The organism is Ruegeria sp. HKCCE4148 (assembly GCF_017872495.1).
Lineage (GTDB): Bacteria > Pseudomonadota > Alphaproteobacteria > Rhodobacterales > Rhodobacteraceae > Ruegeria.
Window position 1 is genome coordinate 531,531 of the sequence record NZ_JAEDOS010000001.1, and the last position, 14,063, is coordinate 545,593.

Below are 14,063 nucleotides of genomic sequence, written 5' to 3' on the forward strand. Positions count from 1 at the left end.
CTATGAAATTACAGATGTCACCGGCTTTGCGTGAGCTTTTTCTCAATCAAGCCTGTCAATGCGCTGCATAACCAAGTCCTGTTTTCGGTTCGCGCTTGTTAACACGAAAGCAGATTGCGTTGTGGCAAGACAGCACGACAATTTGATCCAACACTGCCTTCAAGCACGGTGCTTCGTTCTTGCGGACCCACAATCTCTAGCTTAGCTCCGACCAGAGATATTATTTTGATTTTGAATTGGCTCATGGGCACAGAACACAACTCTTTCGAAGATCGCGTTGCGCGGATCAGGCAGCGCTCAGACGAGAATGCAAGAAACGCACCCCGGCCCAGAGCCGAGAGCTTCTGGCGACGCCTGGCCTATCCAGGTGCATTTGTCGGGGCGTTTTTGCTGGGGATCTTTGCCGTTTTTCTGACCCGCTACATTCAGTATCAATCCGTCGGCATACCAGTTCAACGACAGGTTGATACGCAGGATTTCGTCAGCCTCGGTCTTGCGGGTGGGGCCTGCATCATGGTGACGCTTTTTCTGAAAGGTAAGCTTCGAGAATTTGCAGGTGCGCTAACGGTTGGCGCGTTGCTGACGACATTCACCTTTCACAACCTGGTTTGGAACTACCCGGTATTTTTTGAGCAAACCTACGGAAAAGACTGGGTGGATTTTGTCAAAGACACGACGGAACCTTCGAGCTTGAACGTCTTCGGAATTATTTTGCCTTTAGGCTGACATCTGGATGGTGGCGGCAAGCGATATTGACATCCAAGGTTATACCCTGGCCAATACAGGCGTTTGCCAGCCCGGAGCCCAATCCTTATGACCCCGAACACCAAAGGTGCCTTGCTAATGATGGGCAGCATGGCGGCATTTACCCTGAACGATACGCTGGTGAAGGTCGCGTTACAGGAATTGCCGCTTTTCCAGTTGGTTGCACTAAGGGGTGCTTTGGCCGTTATGCTGGTTTATCTGCTGGCGCGGTCTCTGGGGGCGCTGCACCTGAATTTTTCGCGGCACGACAAGTGGCTGGTCGCCCTGCGTAGCTTGACCGAACTGGCTGCCACTTTCTTTTTTTTGACAGCGTTGAAGAATATGCCGCTTGCCAACGTGACGGCCATTTTGCAGGCGCTGCCACTGACTGTCACGCTGGGCGCGGCGTTGGTTTTCTCAGAGCAGGTCGGCTGGCGGCGTACCTTGGCGATTGTTGTGGGGTTCATTGGTATGGTGTTGATCGTACGGCCGGGCCCGGACGGGTTCAGCGTGTATTCTGTCTATGCCCTGATCGCAGTGGCGTTGATTACGGTTCGGGATCTTGTTACCCGACGCATGTCCGCCGATGTGCCGTCGATGGTTGTGACCCTGGCAACCTCGGGCTCAATCGCAGTTGTCGCGGCGATTGCTTCGGTTTTTGAAGGATGGGCGCCGGTCTCGGCTGCAGCAGGGTCTCTGGTCGCCGTCGCTGCCGTCTTTGTGCTGATGGGATATCTTTTAAGCGTCATGGTCATGCGTCAGGGGGATGTTGGATTTGTTGCCCCGTTTCGGTATTCCAGCCTGCTCTGGGCGTTGGGGCTGGGGTGGGTCGTTTTTGATGAATGGCCAGATGCGGTGACGATGCTAGGTGCAGCGCTGATCGTAGGCGCAGGGTTGTTCACACTCTTCCGCGAGCGGGTTCGTCAAGGTGCAGCGTGAACCTGCCTGACATAGGTCTGGTCAATGGCAAAGCGGGATAGGAATTCGGCTTTTTGTGGTGGTGAAAGCGGACTTAGGTCGGCATTCGTGCTTCTTGTGCGGGGAGAGTCATTGAATCGGTTCAAGCCACGCACCCACATCGGGCCATCGGGGCGGGTGACCACAGGCATAGCCCGGTTCATCCTGTTGTGGGCAAAATTCATGATTGATTTCCGGTTGCCGCCCTGCACAAACATGCCAAGCCCGGCTGTCATCAGCGGGCGATGCACGCGAATGGCCTGAATCCCTTGGGCATTTGCGCGGGCCAGATACCCGAAGTTGAAATCAATCGCCACCATAGTGCGGCTCTGCAAGAGCGCTGCGCAATCAACTGCCGTTCCCCGCAGTCTTTCGACAAAGTCCACGGCCACTGCATCATCATCGTCGTGACGAAACTGCAGGCAAGGCGCGTCGAGATTTTGACGTGCCGCATTCAGAACCTCTTGCATGACCTTCCTGTGCCGGCCCGGAGGTCTGGCGACAATTTCTACCTGTTTCAGGTCAGCGGTCAGGTCGTTCAGGCGATCGAAGGCGGGTTTGGGCAGGCATTCACCAATGACGATCCGCAGATGAAAGTCTTGGTCGGTTTGCTGTCGCAGACCGGGCAGGGCGATGGTTTCAAACAAACGGAACCGCTCTTCCAACCGATCGTGGTGATACAGGAACTGCCGCCGTTCTTCGACAGAGGCATGCATGGTCTGAAACCCACCAATGGCGGGATAGGAAAAGCGGCAAAGACCGAGGACCTGCATCTGCTCAAGTCCCGACAGGGGTAGTTTCGACCTCTTCAGGGTCGATAGAGAAACGTGTACGCAAATCCATTGCCTGTTCCCCAGTGACGGGCAACAAATCACGCGTATCCTTCCGGGCGTGGTCCGAGTCGTTGAACCCGTGCAGCATCCGCACCCACATTGGTGCGTCCGGGTAGCTGACGACTGGCATGAACCGCGCCAGTCTGTTGTGCAGTCGGTCAAAGATTGTCCGTTTACTTCCGCCCCGAACATACATACCCAAGCCGACCCCCAGCAGTGATCGATAGACCTGCGCGACGTGCAACTCATTTTTGTCACGCCGGGCGACGTAACCGAGGTTGTAGTCTATCGCGACCGACTCGCTCTGCTGTACCAGTCCTGCATTTTCGCGAATTGCAGAGCGTAGCTTTTCTATGAAATCGACCGAGACCGCGTCATCGTCGTCATGCCGAAACTGAAGGCAGGGTTTATGCGGGTCTGTTCGGGCGGTGTTCAGAACCTCCCGCATCACTCGCTTATGATCTGCGGCTTCCTTTTCGATGATGCGGATCTGTTTGATCCCAGCGGTCAGATCTCGTAGCCGTTGCGCATAGGGTGGCGGCAGGCATGTTCCCGTAAGCACCAGCAGCTCAAACGCCTCATCGGTTTGGGAGCGAAAGCCGGGCAGAGTGATGGTTTCAAACAGGCGAAAGCGTTCCTCCATCCTGTCGGTGTCATACAGAAACCGTCTTTGATCTTCGATTGAGTCTTGGCTGAGCCGAAAGCCGCCAATCGAAGGATAGGAAAAGCGGCACAGGCCAATCACTTGCATCTGTTGTCCATCACCTGGTATTCCGCACGACTATGCCCCCGCCGTGAAACGGCTGCAACGGGGTGGTAGCGTCTTATGTTGAAGCCTCCGACGCCCTAATCCCTGCCCGCCCGAGGCTGCCGGTATAGTGCTGTTGACACTTGGGTCGACTCCGCCTATTACGCGCTTCATCTCGGTACCGGGGGCCGCCCCAAAACCGATTTCAGTAATGAACTGGTCAAGACCCGGACAATTTTGCAGTTCGCGTCCTCTGATAACCAACCGCGACGTTCACCTCGGAATGGGAACGCTCGCGGATTTTGCGCTTGTGGACGCATGAGTGCAACGAATTTAGCCGCACGCAGCCCGCGTGCATGTCATGTGTGTTGCAAAACGGGGAAGAAACCGGAATGCCAACTATTCAACAGCTGATCCGCAAACCGCGGCAGCCTAAAGTAAAACGCTCGAAGTCCATGCACCTGGAGCAGTGCCCGCAGAAGCGCGGCGTCTGCACCCGCGTGTACACCACCACACCGAAAAAGCCGAACTCGGCTATGCGTAAGGTTGCCAAAGTGCGCCTGACCAACGGGTTCGAGGTCATCTCGTACATCCCCGGTGAAAGCCACAACCTGCAGGAACACTCGGTTGTTCTGATCCGTGGCGGCCGTGTGAAAGACCTTCCCGGTGTGCGTTACCACATCCTGCGCGGTGTTCTGGATACTCAGGGCGTCAAAGACCGTAAGCAACGTCGTTCGAAATACGGCGCGAAGCGTCCCAAGTAAGAAGGAGAGGCTGATATGTCACGTCGTCACGCCGCCGAAAAACGCGAAGTCCTGCCTGACGCCAAGTTTGGCGACAAGGTACTGACCAAATTCATGAACAACCTGATGATCGACGGCAAGAAGTCGGTCGCAGAGCGCATCGTTTACAACGCGTTTGACCGCGTTGAGAACAAGGTAAAGCGCGCTCCTGTCGAAGTGTTCCACGAAGCGCTCGACAACATCAAACCATCGGTCGAGGTTCGCTCGCGCCGGGTTGGTGGTGCAACCTATCAGGTTCCGGTCGAAGTGCGCCCCGAGCGCCGCGAAGCGCTGGCCATCCGCTGGCTGATCACTGCTGCGCGCGGCCGCAACGAAAACACCATGGAAGAACGCCTCGCCGGTGAACTGCTGGACGCTGTACAGTCCCGCGGTACTGCCGTGAAGAAGCGCGAAGACACCCACAAGATGGCCGAGGCAAACAAAGCCTTCAGCCACTACCGTTGGTAATTCAGAGGCTTATCAAAAATGGCACGCGAATATCCGCTCGAACTGTACCGTAACTTCGGTATCATGGCGCACATCGACGCAGGTAAGACCACCTGCTCGGAGCGTATCCTGTATTACACTGGTAAATCCCACAACATCGGTGAGGTGCACGATGGTGCAGCCACCATGGACTGGATGGAGCAGGAGCAGGAACGCGGCATCACCATCACCTCGGCTGCGACCACCACCTTCTGGGAACGCACCGAAGACGGTCAGACCGCCGATACCCCCAAGCACCGCCTGAACATCATCGACACCCCCGGCCACGTTGACTTCACCATCGAAGTTGAACGCTCGCTGGCGGTTCTCGACGGTGCCGTCTGCGTTCTGGACGCAAACGCCGGTGTTGAGCCCCAGACCGAAACCGTGTGGCGTCAGGCTGACCGCTACAAGGTTCCGCGTATGGTTTTCGTCAACAAAATGGACAAGATCGGCGCAGACTTCTTTAACTGCGTTCGCATGATCGAAGACCGCACCGGCGCACGCGCTGTTCCGGTTGGTATCCCGATCGGCGCCGAGTCCGAGCTTGAAGGTCTGATCGACCTGGTCACCATGGAAGAATGGCTGTGGCAGGGCGAAGATCTGGGCGCTAGCTGGATCAAAGCTCCGATCCGCGACAGCCTGAAAGACATGGCTGACGAATGGCGCAGCAAGATGATCGAAGCGGCCGTCGAAATGGACGACGACGCGATGATGGAATACCTGGAAGGCAATGAGCCCGACGTTCCGACCCTGCGCGCCCTGCTGCGCAAAGGCACCTTGGACATCGCGTTTGTTCCGGTTCTGGGTGGTTCTGCGTTCAAGAACAAAGGTGTTCAGCCGCTGCTCAACGCTGTGATCGACTATCTGCCCAGCCCGCTGGACGTTGTTGATTACATGGGCTTTAAGCCCGGCGACGAGGAAGAAGTTCGTGACATCGCACGTCGTGCCGATGACGCAATGGCGTTCTCGGGTCTTGCGTTCAAAATCATGAACGACCCCTTTGTTGGCTCGTTGACCTTTACCCGGATCTACTCGGGCACCATGAACAAGGGTGACTCGATCCTGAACTCGACCAAAGGTAAGAAAGAGCGCATCGGTCGTATGATGATGATGCACTCGAACAACCGGGAAGAGATCGAAGAAGCGTTTGCAGGCGACATCATCGCGCTGGCGGGTCTGAAAGACACCACCACCGGTGACACACTGTGTGATGCGAAGGATCCGGTGGTTCTGGAAACCATGACCTTCCCCGATCCAGTGATCGAGATCGCGGTTGAGCCCAAAACCAAGGGCGACCAGGAAAAGATGTCCCAGGGTCTGGCCCGTCTGGCCGCTGAAGACCCGTCTTTCCGCGTGGAAACCGACCTAGAATCGGGTCAAACCATCATGAAAGGCATGGGCGAACTTCACCTGGACATTCTGGTTGACCGTCTGAAGCGCGAGTTCAAGGTTGAAGCGAACATCGGTGCACCGCAGGTGGCCTATCGTGAAACCATCTCGATGCCGGTCGAGCACACCTACACCCACAAGAAACAGTCGGGTGGTTCGGGTCAGTTCGGTGAAGTTAAGCTGGAAATCCAGCCGACTGAGCCGGGCGAAGGGTACTCGTTCGAAAGCCGCATCGTTGGTGGTGCTGTTCCGAAGGAATACATCCCAGGTGTTGAAAAAGGCATCAACTCGGTCATGGACAGCGGCCCGCTGGCTGGTTTCCCTGTGATCGACTTCAAGGTTGCCTTGCTGGACGGTAAGTTCCACGACGTTGACTCGAGCGTTCTGGCGTTCGAAATCGCGGCCCGTATGTGTATGCGTGAAGGTATGCGCAAAGCAGGCGCGAAACTGCTGGAACCGATCATGAAGGTCGAAGTGATCACCCCGGAAGAATACACCGGCGGTATCATCGGCGACCTGACCTCGCGTCGTGGCCAGGTGTCTGGTCAAGAACCGCGCGGCAACGCAATCGCGATCGACGCGTTCGTTCCGCTGGCGAACATGTTCGGCTACATCAACACTCTGCGTTCGATGTCGTCGGGCCGTGCCCAGTTCACCATGCAGTTCGACCACTACGATCCGGTTCCGCAGAACATCTCGGACGAGATTCAGGCGAAATACGCATAAGCGAAGATTTGAGGGAGCTCCGGTGCGGGGCTCCCTTCATTACCGAAAAAGGAGGCCATCATGGCAAAGGAAAAGTTTGAGCGTACAAAACCGCACGTCAACATCGGCACGATTGGCCACGTTGACCATGGTAAAACGACGCTGACCGCAGCAATCACCAAGTATTTTGGTGACTTCAAAGCGTATGACCAGATTGACGGTGCGCCGGAAGAAAAAGCGCGCGGCATCACCATCTCGACCGCCCACGTGGAATACGAGACCGACAACCGCCACTATGCGCACGTTGACTGCCCCGGCCACGCCGACTACGTCAAGAACATGATCACCGGTGCTGCCCAGATGGACGGCGCGATCCTGGTTGTGAACGCAGCTGACGGCCCGATGCCGCAGACCCGCGAGCACATCCTGCTGGGTCGCCAGGTTGGCATCCCGAAGATGGTCGTGTTCATGAACAAAGTTGACCAGGTTGACGACGAAGAGCTGCTGGAACTGGTGGAAATGGAAATCCGCGAGCTGCTGTCTTCGTATGAATACCCCGGCGACGATATTCCGATCATCGCAGGTTCGGCTCTGGCCGCGATGGAAGGCAACAACCCGGAAATCGGCGAAGAGAAGATCAAGGAACTGATGGCGGCTGTTGATGACTACATCGACACCCCCGAGCGCGCTGTTGACCAGCCGTTCCTGATGCCGATCGAAGACGTGTTCTCGATCTCGGGCCGTGGTACCGTTGTGACCGGCCGTGTTGAGCGTGGCGTGATCAACGTTGGCGACGAAATCGAAATCGTCGGTATCCGCGACACTTCGAAAACCACCTGCACCGGTGTTGAGATGTTCCGCAAGCTGCTGGACCGCGGTGAAGCAGGCGACAACATCGGCGCCCTGCTGCGTGGTGTTGACCGTGACGGCGTTGAGCGTGGCCAGGTTCTGTGTAAGCCGGGTTCGGTTACACCGCACACCAAGTTCGAAGCCGAAGCCTACATCCTGACCAAGGAAGAAGGCGGTCGTCACACTCCGTTCTTTGCGAACTACCGTCCTCAGTTCTACTTCCGTACAACTGACGTGACCGGCACCGTGACCCTGGCTGAAGGCACTGAGATGGTCATGCCCGGCGACAACGTGTCGTTCGGCGTTGAGCTGATCGCCCCGATCGCGATGGAGCAGGGCCTGCGCTTCGCGATCCGCGAAGGCGGCCGCACCGTCGGCGCCGGCGTTGTGTCGAAAATCATCGAGTAATCACGGTAGGCCGGGCTTCAGCCCGGCACATCGGTGAGACTAAGAAGGCCGCTCCCTAAGGGGCGGCCTTTTTTGTGGCGAGCCCTTTGCTGAGAAAGTCATCGCCGAATATTAGGCGTTAGCGCATAGTACTCAATAATACGACCGGGTTCAGCAATTCCGTAGAAGGACTGAACAGTTGATTTCGTCTTACAAAATAGATGTAATTTCATAATCTATTACTTTTCACGATTTTTGTGGGGGATTTCCCATGCCTTTGTCAAAAAATGAAATGCAGGAACTAAGACATCCTACTGAGACTCCACGTTTTTACATAACCTTGTTTGTTTTGATTCCGTTTGGTTTCATAACGGCGCTGCTAACAGTCGCAACTTTTGGAACCATTCTTTTGCTTGTACCGATCATCCTTTTCTCGCTGTGGTTCAGCCTCAGGTTGGCTATCGCGCATTGGATGAACAATTTTGTCCAGGTTTCAGCGGCGTCTTTCCCTGAAGCCAACGATGCGATCAAAGAAGCGAAGGAGCTTTTTGGTTACAACCGAACGGTCGAGGCATATGTCCATGAGGATGGATCTTACAACGCATCAATCCTGTCGCTTCTCAACACCAAGATATTGCTTCTGAATTCCGAGCTTTTGAAGAACGAAAACACAAAGGACGAACTGCGATTCATTGTCGGGCGATTTGTGGGCGCATTGGCAGCTAAACACTTTCGGTTTGGCTGGCTGCAGTTCTTCATTAACAGTGTGGAGAAGCTATTGATCTTCAATATTTTGCTTTTCCGCTACGAACGCGCAACCAAACTATCAGGCGACAGAATGGGATTGCGCATGATTGATGGCAACACCCGGGTTGCTGTGAGGTCCATGATGAAAATGGCTGTAGGCTCCGAGATTGCTGACCGTGTCAACATTCGCGCGTATGTCGCTCAGGGAAGAAAATACAATGGGAGTTTCTTTGGCTGGTTGGCTCGCGCTTTTTCGTCTTTCCCACACCACTGCACACGTGTGTCGGAGCTTATCGTCTTCGCGAAACAAAAATACCCGAGCAGCGTTTCCGCTTCCCGTGGCCGGGCCCGCAAACGCCGTGTCAGCGGCGCAGGAATGGCTACGTAGCGACTGACTTTGTGACCCCGGGGACCATCCGGCGCAGGCCCGGTCAGCCGCCGCCAGACATACCGGCCACAAACTGCTGGATCAGGACAGCGCATCCTCAGCCGCAGCGCGAACGGCGCGGATGTTGTCTCCGTAGACCTGTGGGGTGGAAACCGATCCGCCCTTGAATACCGCCGACCCGGCGACCAGCACGTCCGCCCCTGCTGCTGCAACCAGCGGGGCGGTCTTTGGGTCGACGCCTCCGTCGATCTCGATATGCACTGGGCGGTCGCCGATCATCTGGCGCAGTTTGCGCACCTTACCGGTCATGTCGATGAATTTCTGACCACCGAAGCCCGGGTTTACGGTCATCACACAGACCAGATCGGTAAGGTCCAGCAGATGCTCGACCGCCTCGGCAGGGGTGCCAGGGTTCAGCGCGACACCGGCTTTCATTCCAGCGGCGCGGATCGCTTGTAAGGTGCGATGTGTATGTGGACCAGCCTCGACATGTGCAGTCAGAATGTCCGCTCCGGCATCGGCATACGCCTGGATGTAAGGATCAACCGGGGTGATCATCAGGTGCACATCCATCACGGTTTTCACGTGCGGGCGAAAGGCTTTAACCGCAGGTGGGCCAAAGGTCAGGTTCGGAACGAAATGGCCATCCATGACATCCACATGAACCCAATCTGCGCCTTGTGCCTCGATGGCCTGAATCTCTGCTCCGAAATTGGCGAAATCGGCGGACAGGATCGACGGAGCGATCTTGATGGTGCGGTCAAAGCTCATGATGGCCTCGTATCAGAAAAAGAGTCGCCGAAGCGTATACCTGCGGGGCAGGGGGATGGATAGCCCCTGCGACGGCTGGTCCGTTACAAAACTTTCACCACGCTGACACATATCCGTTGAATGGCATCTGTAGCTGACCGCCAACATCATTTGGGGGTGGCACGTGCTGCATATCAAGAAACTGACCAAACGCTTTGGCGACAACATTGCTGTGGACGCTGCGACGCTGGATGTGGACAAGCCTTGCATGATCGGGATCATCGGACGGTCTGGTGCAGGTAAGTCGACCCTGCTGCGGATGGTTAACCGGCTGACGGATTCCAGCGACGGTCAGATCCTGTTCGAAGGTCGTGACGTGACCCAACTGAAGGGGCGCGAAAAGCGGGCCTGGCAAGCTGACTGCGCCATGATCTTTCAGCAGTTCAACCTGGTGCCGCGCATGGATGTTGTCTCGAACGTCTTGCATGGCACGCTGAACCGCCATTCGACCCTGGCCACCATGTTCAACCTGTTCCCAATGGAAGACATCCATCGCGCAATTGATATTCTGGATCGTCTGGGAATCGCCGAACACGCGCCCAAACGCGCCGAAGCTTTGTCTGGTGGGCAGCAACAGCGCGTCGCTATCGCACGCGCCCTGATGCAGGACCCCAAGATCATTTTGGCGGACGAGCCCATCGCCTCGCTGGACCCAATGAACGCTCAGGTTGTGATGCAGGCTCTGCGGCGTATCCACGAAGAGGATGGCCGCACCGTCATCGCCAACCTGCACACGCTGGATACCGCACGCCGTTATTGTGATCGCGTGGTCGGAATGCGTGATGGACGCATCGTCTTTGACGGGCTGCCCGAACAACTGACGACCGGTGTTGCCCGCGAAATCTATGGTGCCGATGCCAGCTTCTCGGAAGAGGCGACATCGACCGAGATCGAAACTCTGGACGCCACCCAGAAGGCCCTGATGGAAGCGGAAGCGACCATCTGAGCCACCATCCCCCTTTCATCGCCCGGCCCGATGAAAGGCCGGGGCAATCAAACTGGAGAGAGACAGATGAAAAAACTGATTGCTGCCTTTGTGGCTACCACTGCGCTTGCCGCCCCGGCCATGGCACAGGACATCAGCGAATTCCGCATAGGCATTCTGGGTGGTGAGAACGCTCAGGATCGTCTGAACAACAACGAATGCCTGCGTGAATACACCGAAGAAACGCTGGGTGTTGAGACCAAGCTGTTTGCGCCTGCCGATTATAACGGTGTGATCCAGGGTCTGCTGGGCGGCACCATTGACATGGCATGGTTGGGCGCGTCGGGTTACGCCAAAACTTATCTGAGCGATCCCGAAGCGGTTGAGCCGGTTTTGGTTAAGGTGAACGTCGACGGCGGTTACGGGTATTACTCGGTTGGGTTTGCCCGCAAGGACAGCGGCATTACCTCGCTGGACGACATGAAAGGCAAGATCTTTGGTTTTGGCGATCCGAATTCGACTTCGGGCTACCTGATCCCGTCCATCGAAATCCCGCAGGCCACCGGCGCCACCATGGACTCAGGCGACTACTTTGGTGAAGTGAAGTTCACCGGCGGTCACGAGCAGACCATCGTCGCGGTCAACAATGGTGACGTTGATGGAGGCGTGACCTGGGCCGATGGTCTTGGCAACTGGGAAGACGGATACAACTCGGGCGCGCTGCGTCGTGCAGTTGATGCCGGTCTGGTCGACATGAACGACATGGTTGAAATCTGGAAATCCAAGCCGATCCCCGAAGGTCCGGTTGTTCTGCGTACAGCGCTGCCTGCGGATGTAAAAGAAAAGATGACAGCCCTGATGGCTGGCCTGCACGAGAAAGACCGTGATTGCTTCTACGGCGTTGCCGCAGGTGAGGCGAAAGCGTTCGAGCCGATCACACATGATGCCTACGAAGTCATCATCGAAGCACGCAAGCTGAACTCCAACTAAGCCTGAATACCCAATGATCGGGGTCCGGCGAAAATCCGGGCCCCGTTTTTCCACCCAGGAGCATTCCATGACAGACCTGACCGCTGGGTCCCCGACCGTCGACCAGATCCGCGATGACTATACGGCGATGACGCGCCGCAAACGGGTCTATGGTGGTATCCTCCTGATCCTGTTCGTTGCCGTTATGGCCTCGGGCTTTCGTGTTGCTGACGACCGCAACGCTGGCAGTTTCCGCGATGGCTGGACGCGTATTTTCGACTACCCCGCTGAGGTTTTGGCCGAGGCGTGGGAAAAAATCGGCGCGCTGCCGGAAAACCTGGCCAAGTTTTTCCCCGCGCTGATCGAAACACTGAATATCGCGGCCGCTTCGACCTTGATCGGTGCGATTGCAGGTACGTTTCTGGCCCTGATGTCGACGCGCGGCATGGCACTTTGGCCCGCCTTGATCCCTTTGTTTCGCCGAATTGCAGATGTGTGCCGCGCCGTCCCCGAGATTGTGATCGCACTAGTTCTGATTTTCATTTTGGGCGGTGGTCCGGTTCCGGCGATGATTGCGATTGCCATTCACACAGCAGGTGCACTGGGCAAGCTGTTTTCCGAGGTCAACGAAAACGCCTCGCTCAAGCCGGTTGAGGGCCTGCAGTCGGTGGGTGCGAACTGGTCGCAACGCATGTATCTGGGCGTGATCCCACAGGTCGGTCCCAACTATGTCAGCTATGCACTGCTGCGGTTCGAAATCAATATTCGCGCCTCGGCCATCCTGGGTTTTGTTGGCGCTGGCGGTCTGGGTTATGAGCTGCGCAACGCCATGTCCTGGGGACAGGGGCGGTACGATGAGGCCGCGGCCATTTTCCTTCTGCTTTTTGTAACAATCGTCGTCGTGGACCAGCTGTCAGGTGTTCTGCGCGACCGTCTGACTCATGGGTCGGAAAAAGGAGCCTCGGTATGAGCACCTTCGCAACCAATCTGACCGTCGATGAGCTCAAAGCCCAAGCAGACCGTCTGTTCAGTCGCAAAAGGCTGGTGAATTTCGGGCTGCCCGCGCTGGTGCTTGTCTATTTGGTCTACGTCTTCTTTGCGTTTGATGTTCCGGGCCTCGCGGCGCGAGCAAATTGGGAAAACGGCAAGACGCTTGTGTCTGACAGCTATAGCTACAAGACGCATATCGAGCGTGACAATCGAACTGGCGAGGTTTCGGCCGCGATCGAGGGCGAGCGCAAGGGCGCGTACCCCGAAGGTCAGGCCCCGGATTGGGTGACGCTGGGCGAGACAACCGTGATCGATCTGGAAGACGGCCACGTGGTGCGATTCGGGCCGGAAACGGTTGAATATGACATCCCCGGTTATGGAACCGTTCGGGCAACACCCAGCCGCTCGGCTGGTGTACAGGCCGAGTTGCCTGCGGGTGACGTGCCAGAGTGGATCAATGTCTCCAAGAACCGCTTGGCAATCAAGACGGATGCGGGCCGTCTGACCGTCACACGCAATCGGTCGGAAGTGTTTCGCTATTTCACCGGGTGGGAGCTGTTCTGGTTCACGCTCGACAGCCCCTATTATGGCAAGTCGGTCCCCGAACTGGTCGGACGCGCTGCGTCGGGTGAGGCGGGTGCAATTTTTAATGACTTCTGGACCAACAAGATGTGGCGGCATCAGGATGTGGCCTGGGCGATATTCGAGACGATCCTGATGGCGTTTCTGGGCACGCTGGGCGCGGCCATGGTCGCGTTGCCACTGGCCTTCCTTGCGACGCGCAATTTCAATCCGATGAAATCCATCCGCTTTGCAACGCGTCGCGTGTTCGACTTTGTGCGCGGTGTGGATGCCTTGATCTGGACCGTGGTGCTGGCCCGCGCCTTTGGTCCCGGACCTTTGACAGGCGCGCTGGCCATACTGGTGACCGACACCGGGACCTTTGGCAAGATCTTCTCGGAAGCGTTGGAGAATGTGGACCAGAAGCAGATAGAGGGCGTTCAGTCCACAGGAGCAAATGCGCCGCAGAGATACCGATTTGGGGTCATTCCGCAAGTCACGCCCGTTTTGTTGAGCCAGCTATTGTATTTTCTGGAATCCAACACCCGCAGCGCGACGGTGATTGGCGCAATCACAGGCGGCGGTATTGGCCTTCTACTGACGCAGGCAATCATCACGCAAAAGGATTGGGAAGAGGTCGCCTACTACATCATCCTGATCATCCTGATGGTCATGTTGATGGACTGGTTCTCGGGTTGGTTGCGCAAACGGTTGATCCAGGGCGAAGCGGGTAAAAAACGCAAGCCGCGTGATGCTGCACGCAAGACATTCCTGTTGCCCTGAACAAAGA

The 14,063-nt window shown here is 56.6% G+C and carries 14 protein-coding genes; 11 read left to right on the top strand and 3 right to left on the bottom strand.

Annotated features, from left to right (window positions below):
- Positions 1–114: 114 nt before the first annotated feature.
- Both I9187_RS02640 and I9187_RS02645 read left to right on the top strand, forming a co-directional pair.
- Entirely contained in the window at positions 115–726 is a 612-nt protein-coding gene (locus tag I9187_RS02640) for a hypothetical protein (protein ID WP_171180087.1), read from the top strand.
- An 87-nt stretch (positions 727–813) separates the two neighbouring features.
- Positions 814–1,683: a DMT family transporter gene (locus tag I9187_RS02645; protein ID WP_171180085.1), complete on the top strand. Its 870-nt coding sequence runs from the start codon at positions 814–816 to the stop codon at positions 1,681–1,683.
- On the opposite strand, the gene I9187_RS02650 is transcribed toward I9187_RS02645, so the two are convergent.
- Complete coding sequence (locus tag I9187_RS02650) at positions 1,668–2,474, bottom strand: putative rhamnosyl transferase (RefSeq protein WP_171180082.1); 807 nt, start codon at positions 2,472–2,474, stop codon at positions 1,668–1,670. The genes I9187_RS02645 and I9187_RS02650 overlap by 16 nt on opposite strands.
- Before the next feature lie 4 nt (positions 2,475–2,478).
- Entirely contained in the window at positions 2,479–3,285 is an 807-nt protein-coding gene (locus I9187_RS02655; protein ID WP_171180079.1) for a putative rhamnosyl transferase, read from the bottom strand.
- A gap of 389 nt (positions 3,286–3,674) precedes the next feature.
- On the opposite strand from I9187_RS02655, the gene rpsL reads away from it, so the two are divergent.
- The 5 genes from rpsL to I9187_RS02680 all read left to right on the top strand — a co-directional run bounded on the left by rpsL (position 3,675) and on the right by I9187_RS02680 (position 9,018).
- Positions 3,675–4,046: a 30S ribosomal protein S12 gene (rpsL, locus tag I9187_RS02660; protein WP_005621086.1), complete on the top strand. Its 372-nt coding sequence runs from the start codon at positions 3,675–3,677 to the stop codon at positions 4,044–4,046.
- Positions 4,047–4,061: 15 nt separating this feature from the next.
- Positions 4,062–4,532 carry a 30S ribosomal protein S7 gene (gene rpsG / locus I9187_RS02665; RefSeq protein WP_010441203.1) on the top strand — a complete coding sequence of 157 codons (471 nt, stop codon included), beginning with the start codon at positions 4,062–4,064 and terminating at the stop codon, positions 4,530–4,532.
- 18 nt (positions 4,533–4,550) lie between these two features.
- Positions 4,551–6,668 (top strand): elongation factor G, encoded by a 2,118-nt coding sequence (gene fusA / locus I9187_RS02670; RefSeq protein ID WP_171180077.1) that lies wholly within the window; start codon positions 4,551–4,553, stop codon positions 6,666–6,668.
- Between the two features lie 60 nt (positions 6,669–6,728).
- Complete coding sequence (tuf, locus tag I9187_RS02675) at positions 6,729–7,904, top strand: elongation factor Tu (RefSeq protein ID WP_171182005.1); 1,176 nt, start codon at positions 6,729–6,731, stop codon at positions 7,902–7,904.
- A gap of 250 nt (positions 7,905–8,154) precedes the next feature.
- On the top strand, positions 8,155–9,018 hold the full coding sequence (locus I9187_RS02680) for a M48 family metallopeptidase (protein WP_171721897.1): 864 nt from the start codon (positions 8,155–8,157) through the stop codon (positions 9,016–9,018).
- An 81-nt stretch (positions 9,019–9,099) separates the two neighbouring features.
- Here I9187_RS02680 and rpe read toward each other — a convergent pair whose 3' ends face one another.
- The gene (gene rpe, locus I9187_RS02685; RefSeq protein WP_171181564.1) at positions 9,100–9,789 is read right to left on the bottom strand and encodes a ribulose-phosphate 3-epimerase; all 690 of its coding nucleotides are present in this window, start codon (positions 9,787–9,789) and stop codon (positions 9,100–9,102) included.
- 163 nt (positions 9,790–9,952) lie between these two features.
- Here rpe and phnC point away from each other — a divergent pair, with 163 nt between their 5' ends.
- The 4 genes from phnC to phnE (I9187_RS02705) all read left to right on the top strand — a co-directional run bounded on the left by phnC (position 9,953) and on the right by phnE (I9187_RS02705) (position 14,056).
- On the top strand, positions 9,953–10,774 hold the full coding sequence (gene phnC, locus I9187_RS02690; RefSeq protein ID WP_171238919.1) for a phosphonate ABC transporter ATP-binding protein: 822 nt from the start codon (positions 9,953–9,955) through the stop codon (positions 10,772–10,774).
- Positions 10,775–10,840: 66 nt separating this feature from the next.
- The gene (gene phnD, locus I9187_RS02695; RefSeq protein WP_209940051.1) at positions 10,841–11,743 is read left to right on the top strand and encodes a phosphonate ABC transporter substrate-binding protein; all 903 of its coding nucleotides are present in this window, start codon (positions 10,841–10,843) and stop codon (positions 11,741–11,743) included.
- A 67-nt stretch (positions 11,744–11,810) separates the two neighbouring features.
- Positions 11,811–12,692 carry a phosphonate ABC transporter, permease protein PhnE gene (gene phnE / locus I9187_RS02700; RefSeq protein ID WP_171181557.1) on the top strand — a complete coding sequence of 294 codons (882 nt, stop codon included), beginning with the start codon at positions 11,811–11,813 and terminating at the stop codon, positions 12,690–12,692.
- Positions 12,689–14,056 (top strand): phosphonate ABC transporter, permease protein PhnE, encoded by a 1,368-nt coding sequence (gene phnE / locus I9187_RS02705; protein WP_171181555.1) that lies wholly within the window; start codon positions 12,689–12,691, stop codon positions 14,054–14,056. Before phnE (I9187_RS02700) ends, phnE (I9187_RS02705) begins: the two co-directional genes overlap by 4 nt.
- Positions 14,057–14,063 lie beyond the last annotated feature (7 nt).

Coding starts and splice junctions, on each gene's coding strand:
- phnE (WP_171181557.1), top strand. CDS start 11,811: ATGACAGACCTGACCGCTGGGTCCCCGACCGTCGACCAGATCCGCGAT.
- I9187_RS02650 (WP_171180082.1), bottom strand. CDS start 2,474: ATGCAGGTCCTCGGTCTTTGCCGCTTTTCCTATCCCGCCATTGGTGGG.
- I9187_RS02645 (WP_171180085.1), top strand. CDS start 814: ATGACCCCGAACACCAAAGGTGCCTTGCTAATGATGGGCAGCATGGCG.
- rpsL (WP_005621086.1), top strand. CDS start 3,675: ATGCCAACTATTCAACAGCTGATCCGCAAACCGCGGCAGCCTAAAGTA.
- fusA (WP_171180077.1), top strand. CDS start 4,551: ATGGCACGCGAATATCCGCTCGAACTGTACCGTAACTTCGGTATCATG.
- rpe (WP_171181564.1), bottom strand. CDS start 9,789: ATGAGCTTTGACCGCACCATCAAGATCGCTCCGTCGATCCTGTCCGCC.
- phnD (WP_209940051.1), top strand. CDS start 10,841: ATGAAAAAACTGATTGCTGCCTTTGTGGCTACCACTGCGCTTGCCGCC.
- I9187_RS02680 (WP_171721897.1), top strand. CDS start 8,155: ATGCCTTTGTCAAAAAATGAAATGCAGGAACTAAGACATCCTACTGAG.
- I9187_RS02655 (WP_171180079.1), bottom strand. CDS start 3,285: ATGCAAGTGATTGGCCTGTGCCGCTTTTCCTATCCTTCGATTGGCGGC.
- rpsG (WP_010441203.1), top strand. CDS start 4,062: ATGTCACGTCGTCACGCCGCCGAAAAACGCGAAGTCCTGCCTGACGCC.
- phnE (WP_171181555.1), top strand. CDS start 12,689: ATGAGCACCTTCGCAACCAATCTGACCGTCGATGAGCTCAAAGCCCAA.
- tuf (WP_171182005.1), top strand. CDS start 6,729: ATGGCAAAGGAAAAGTTTGAGCGTACAAAACCGCACGTCAACATCGGC.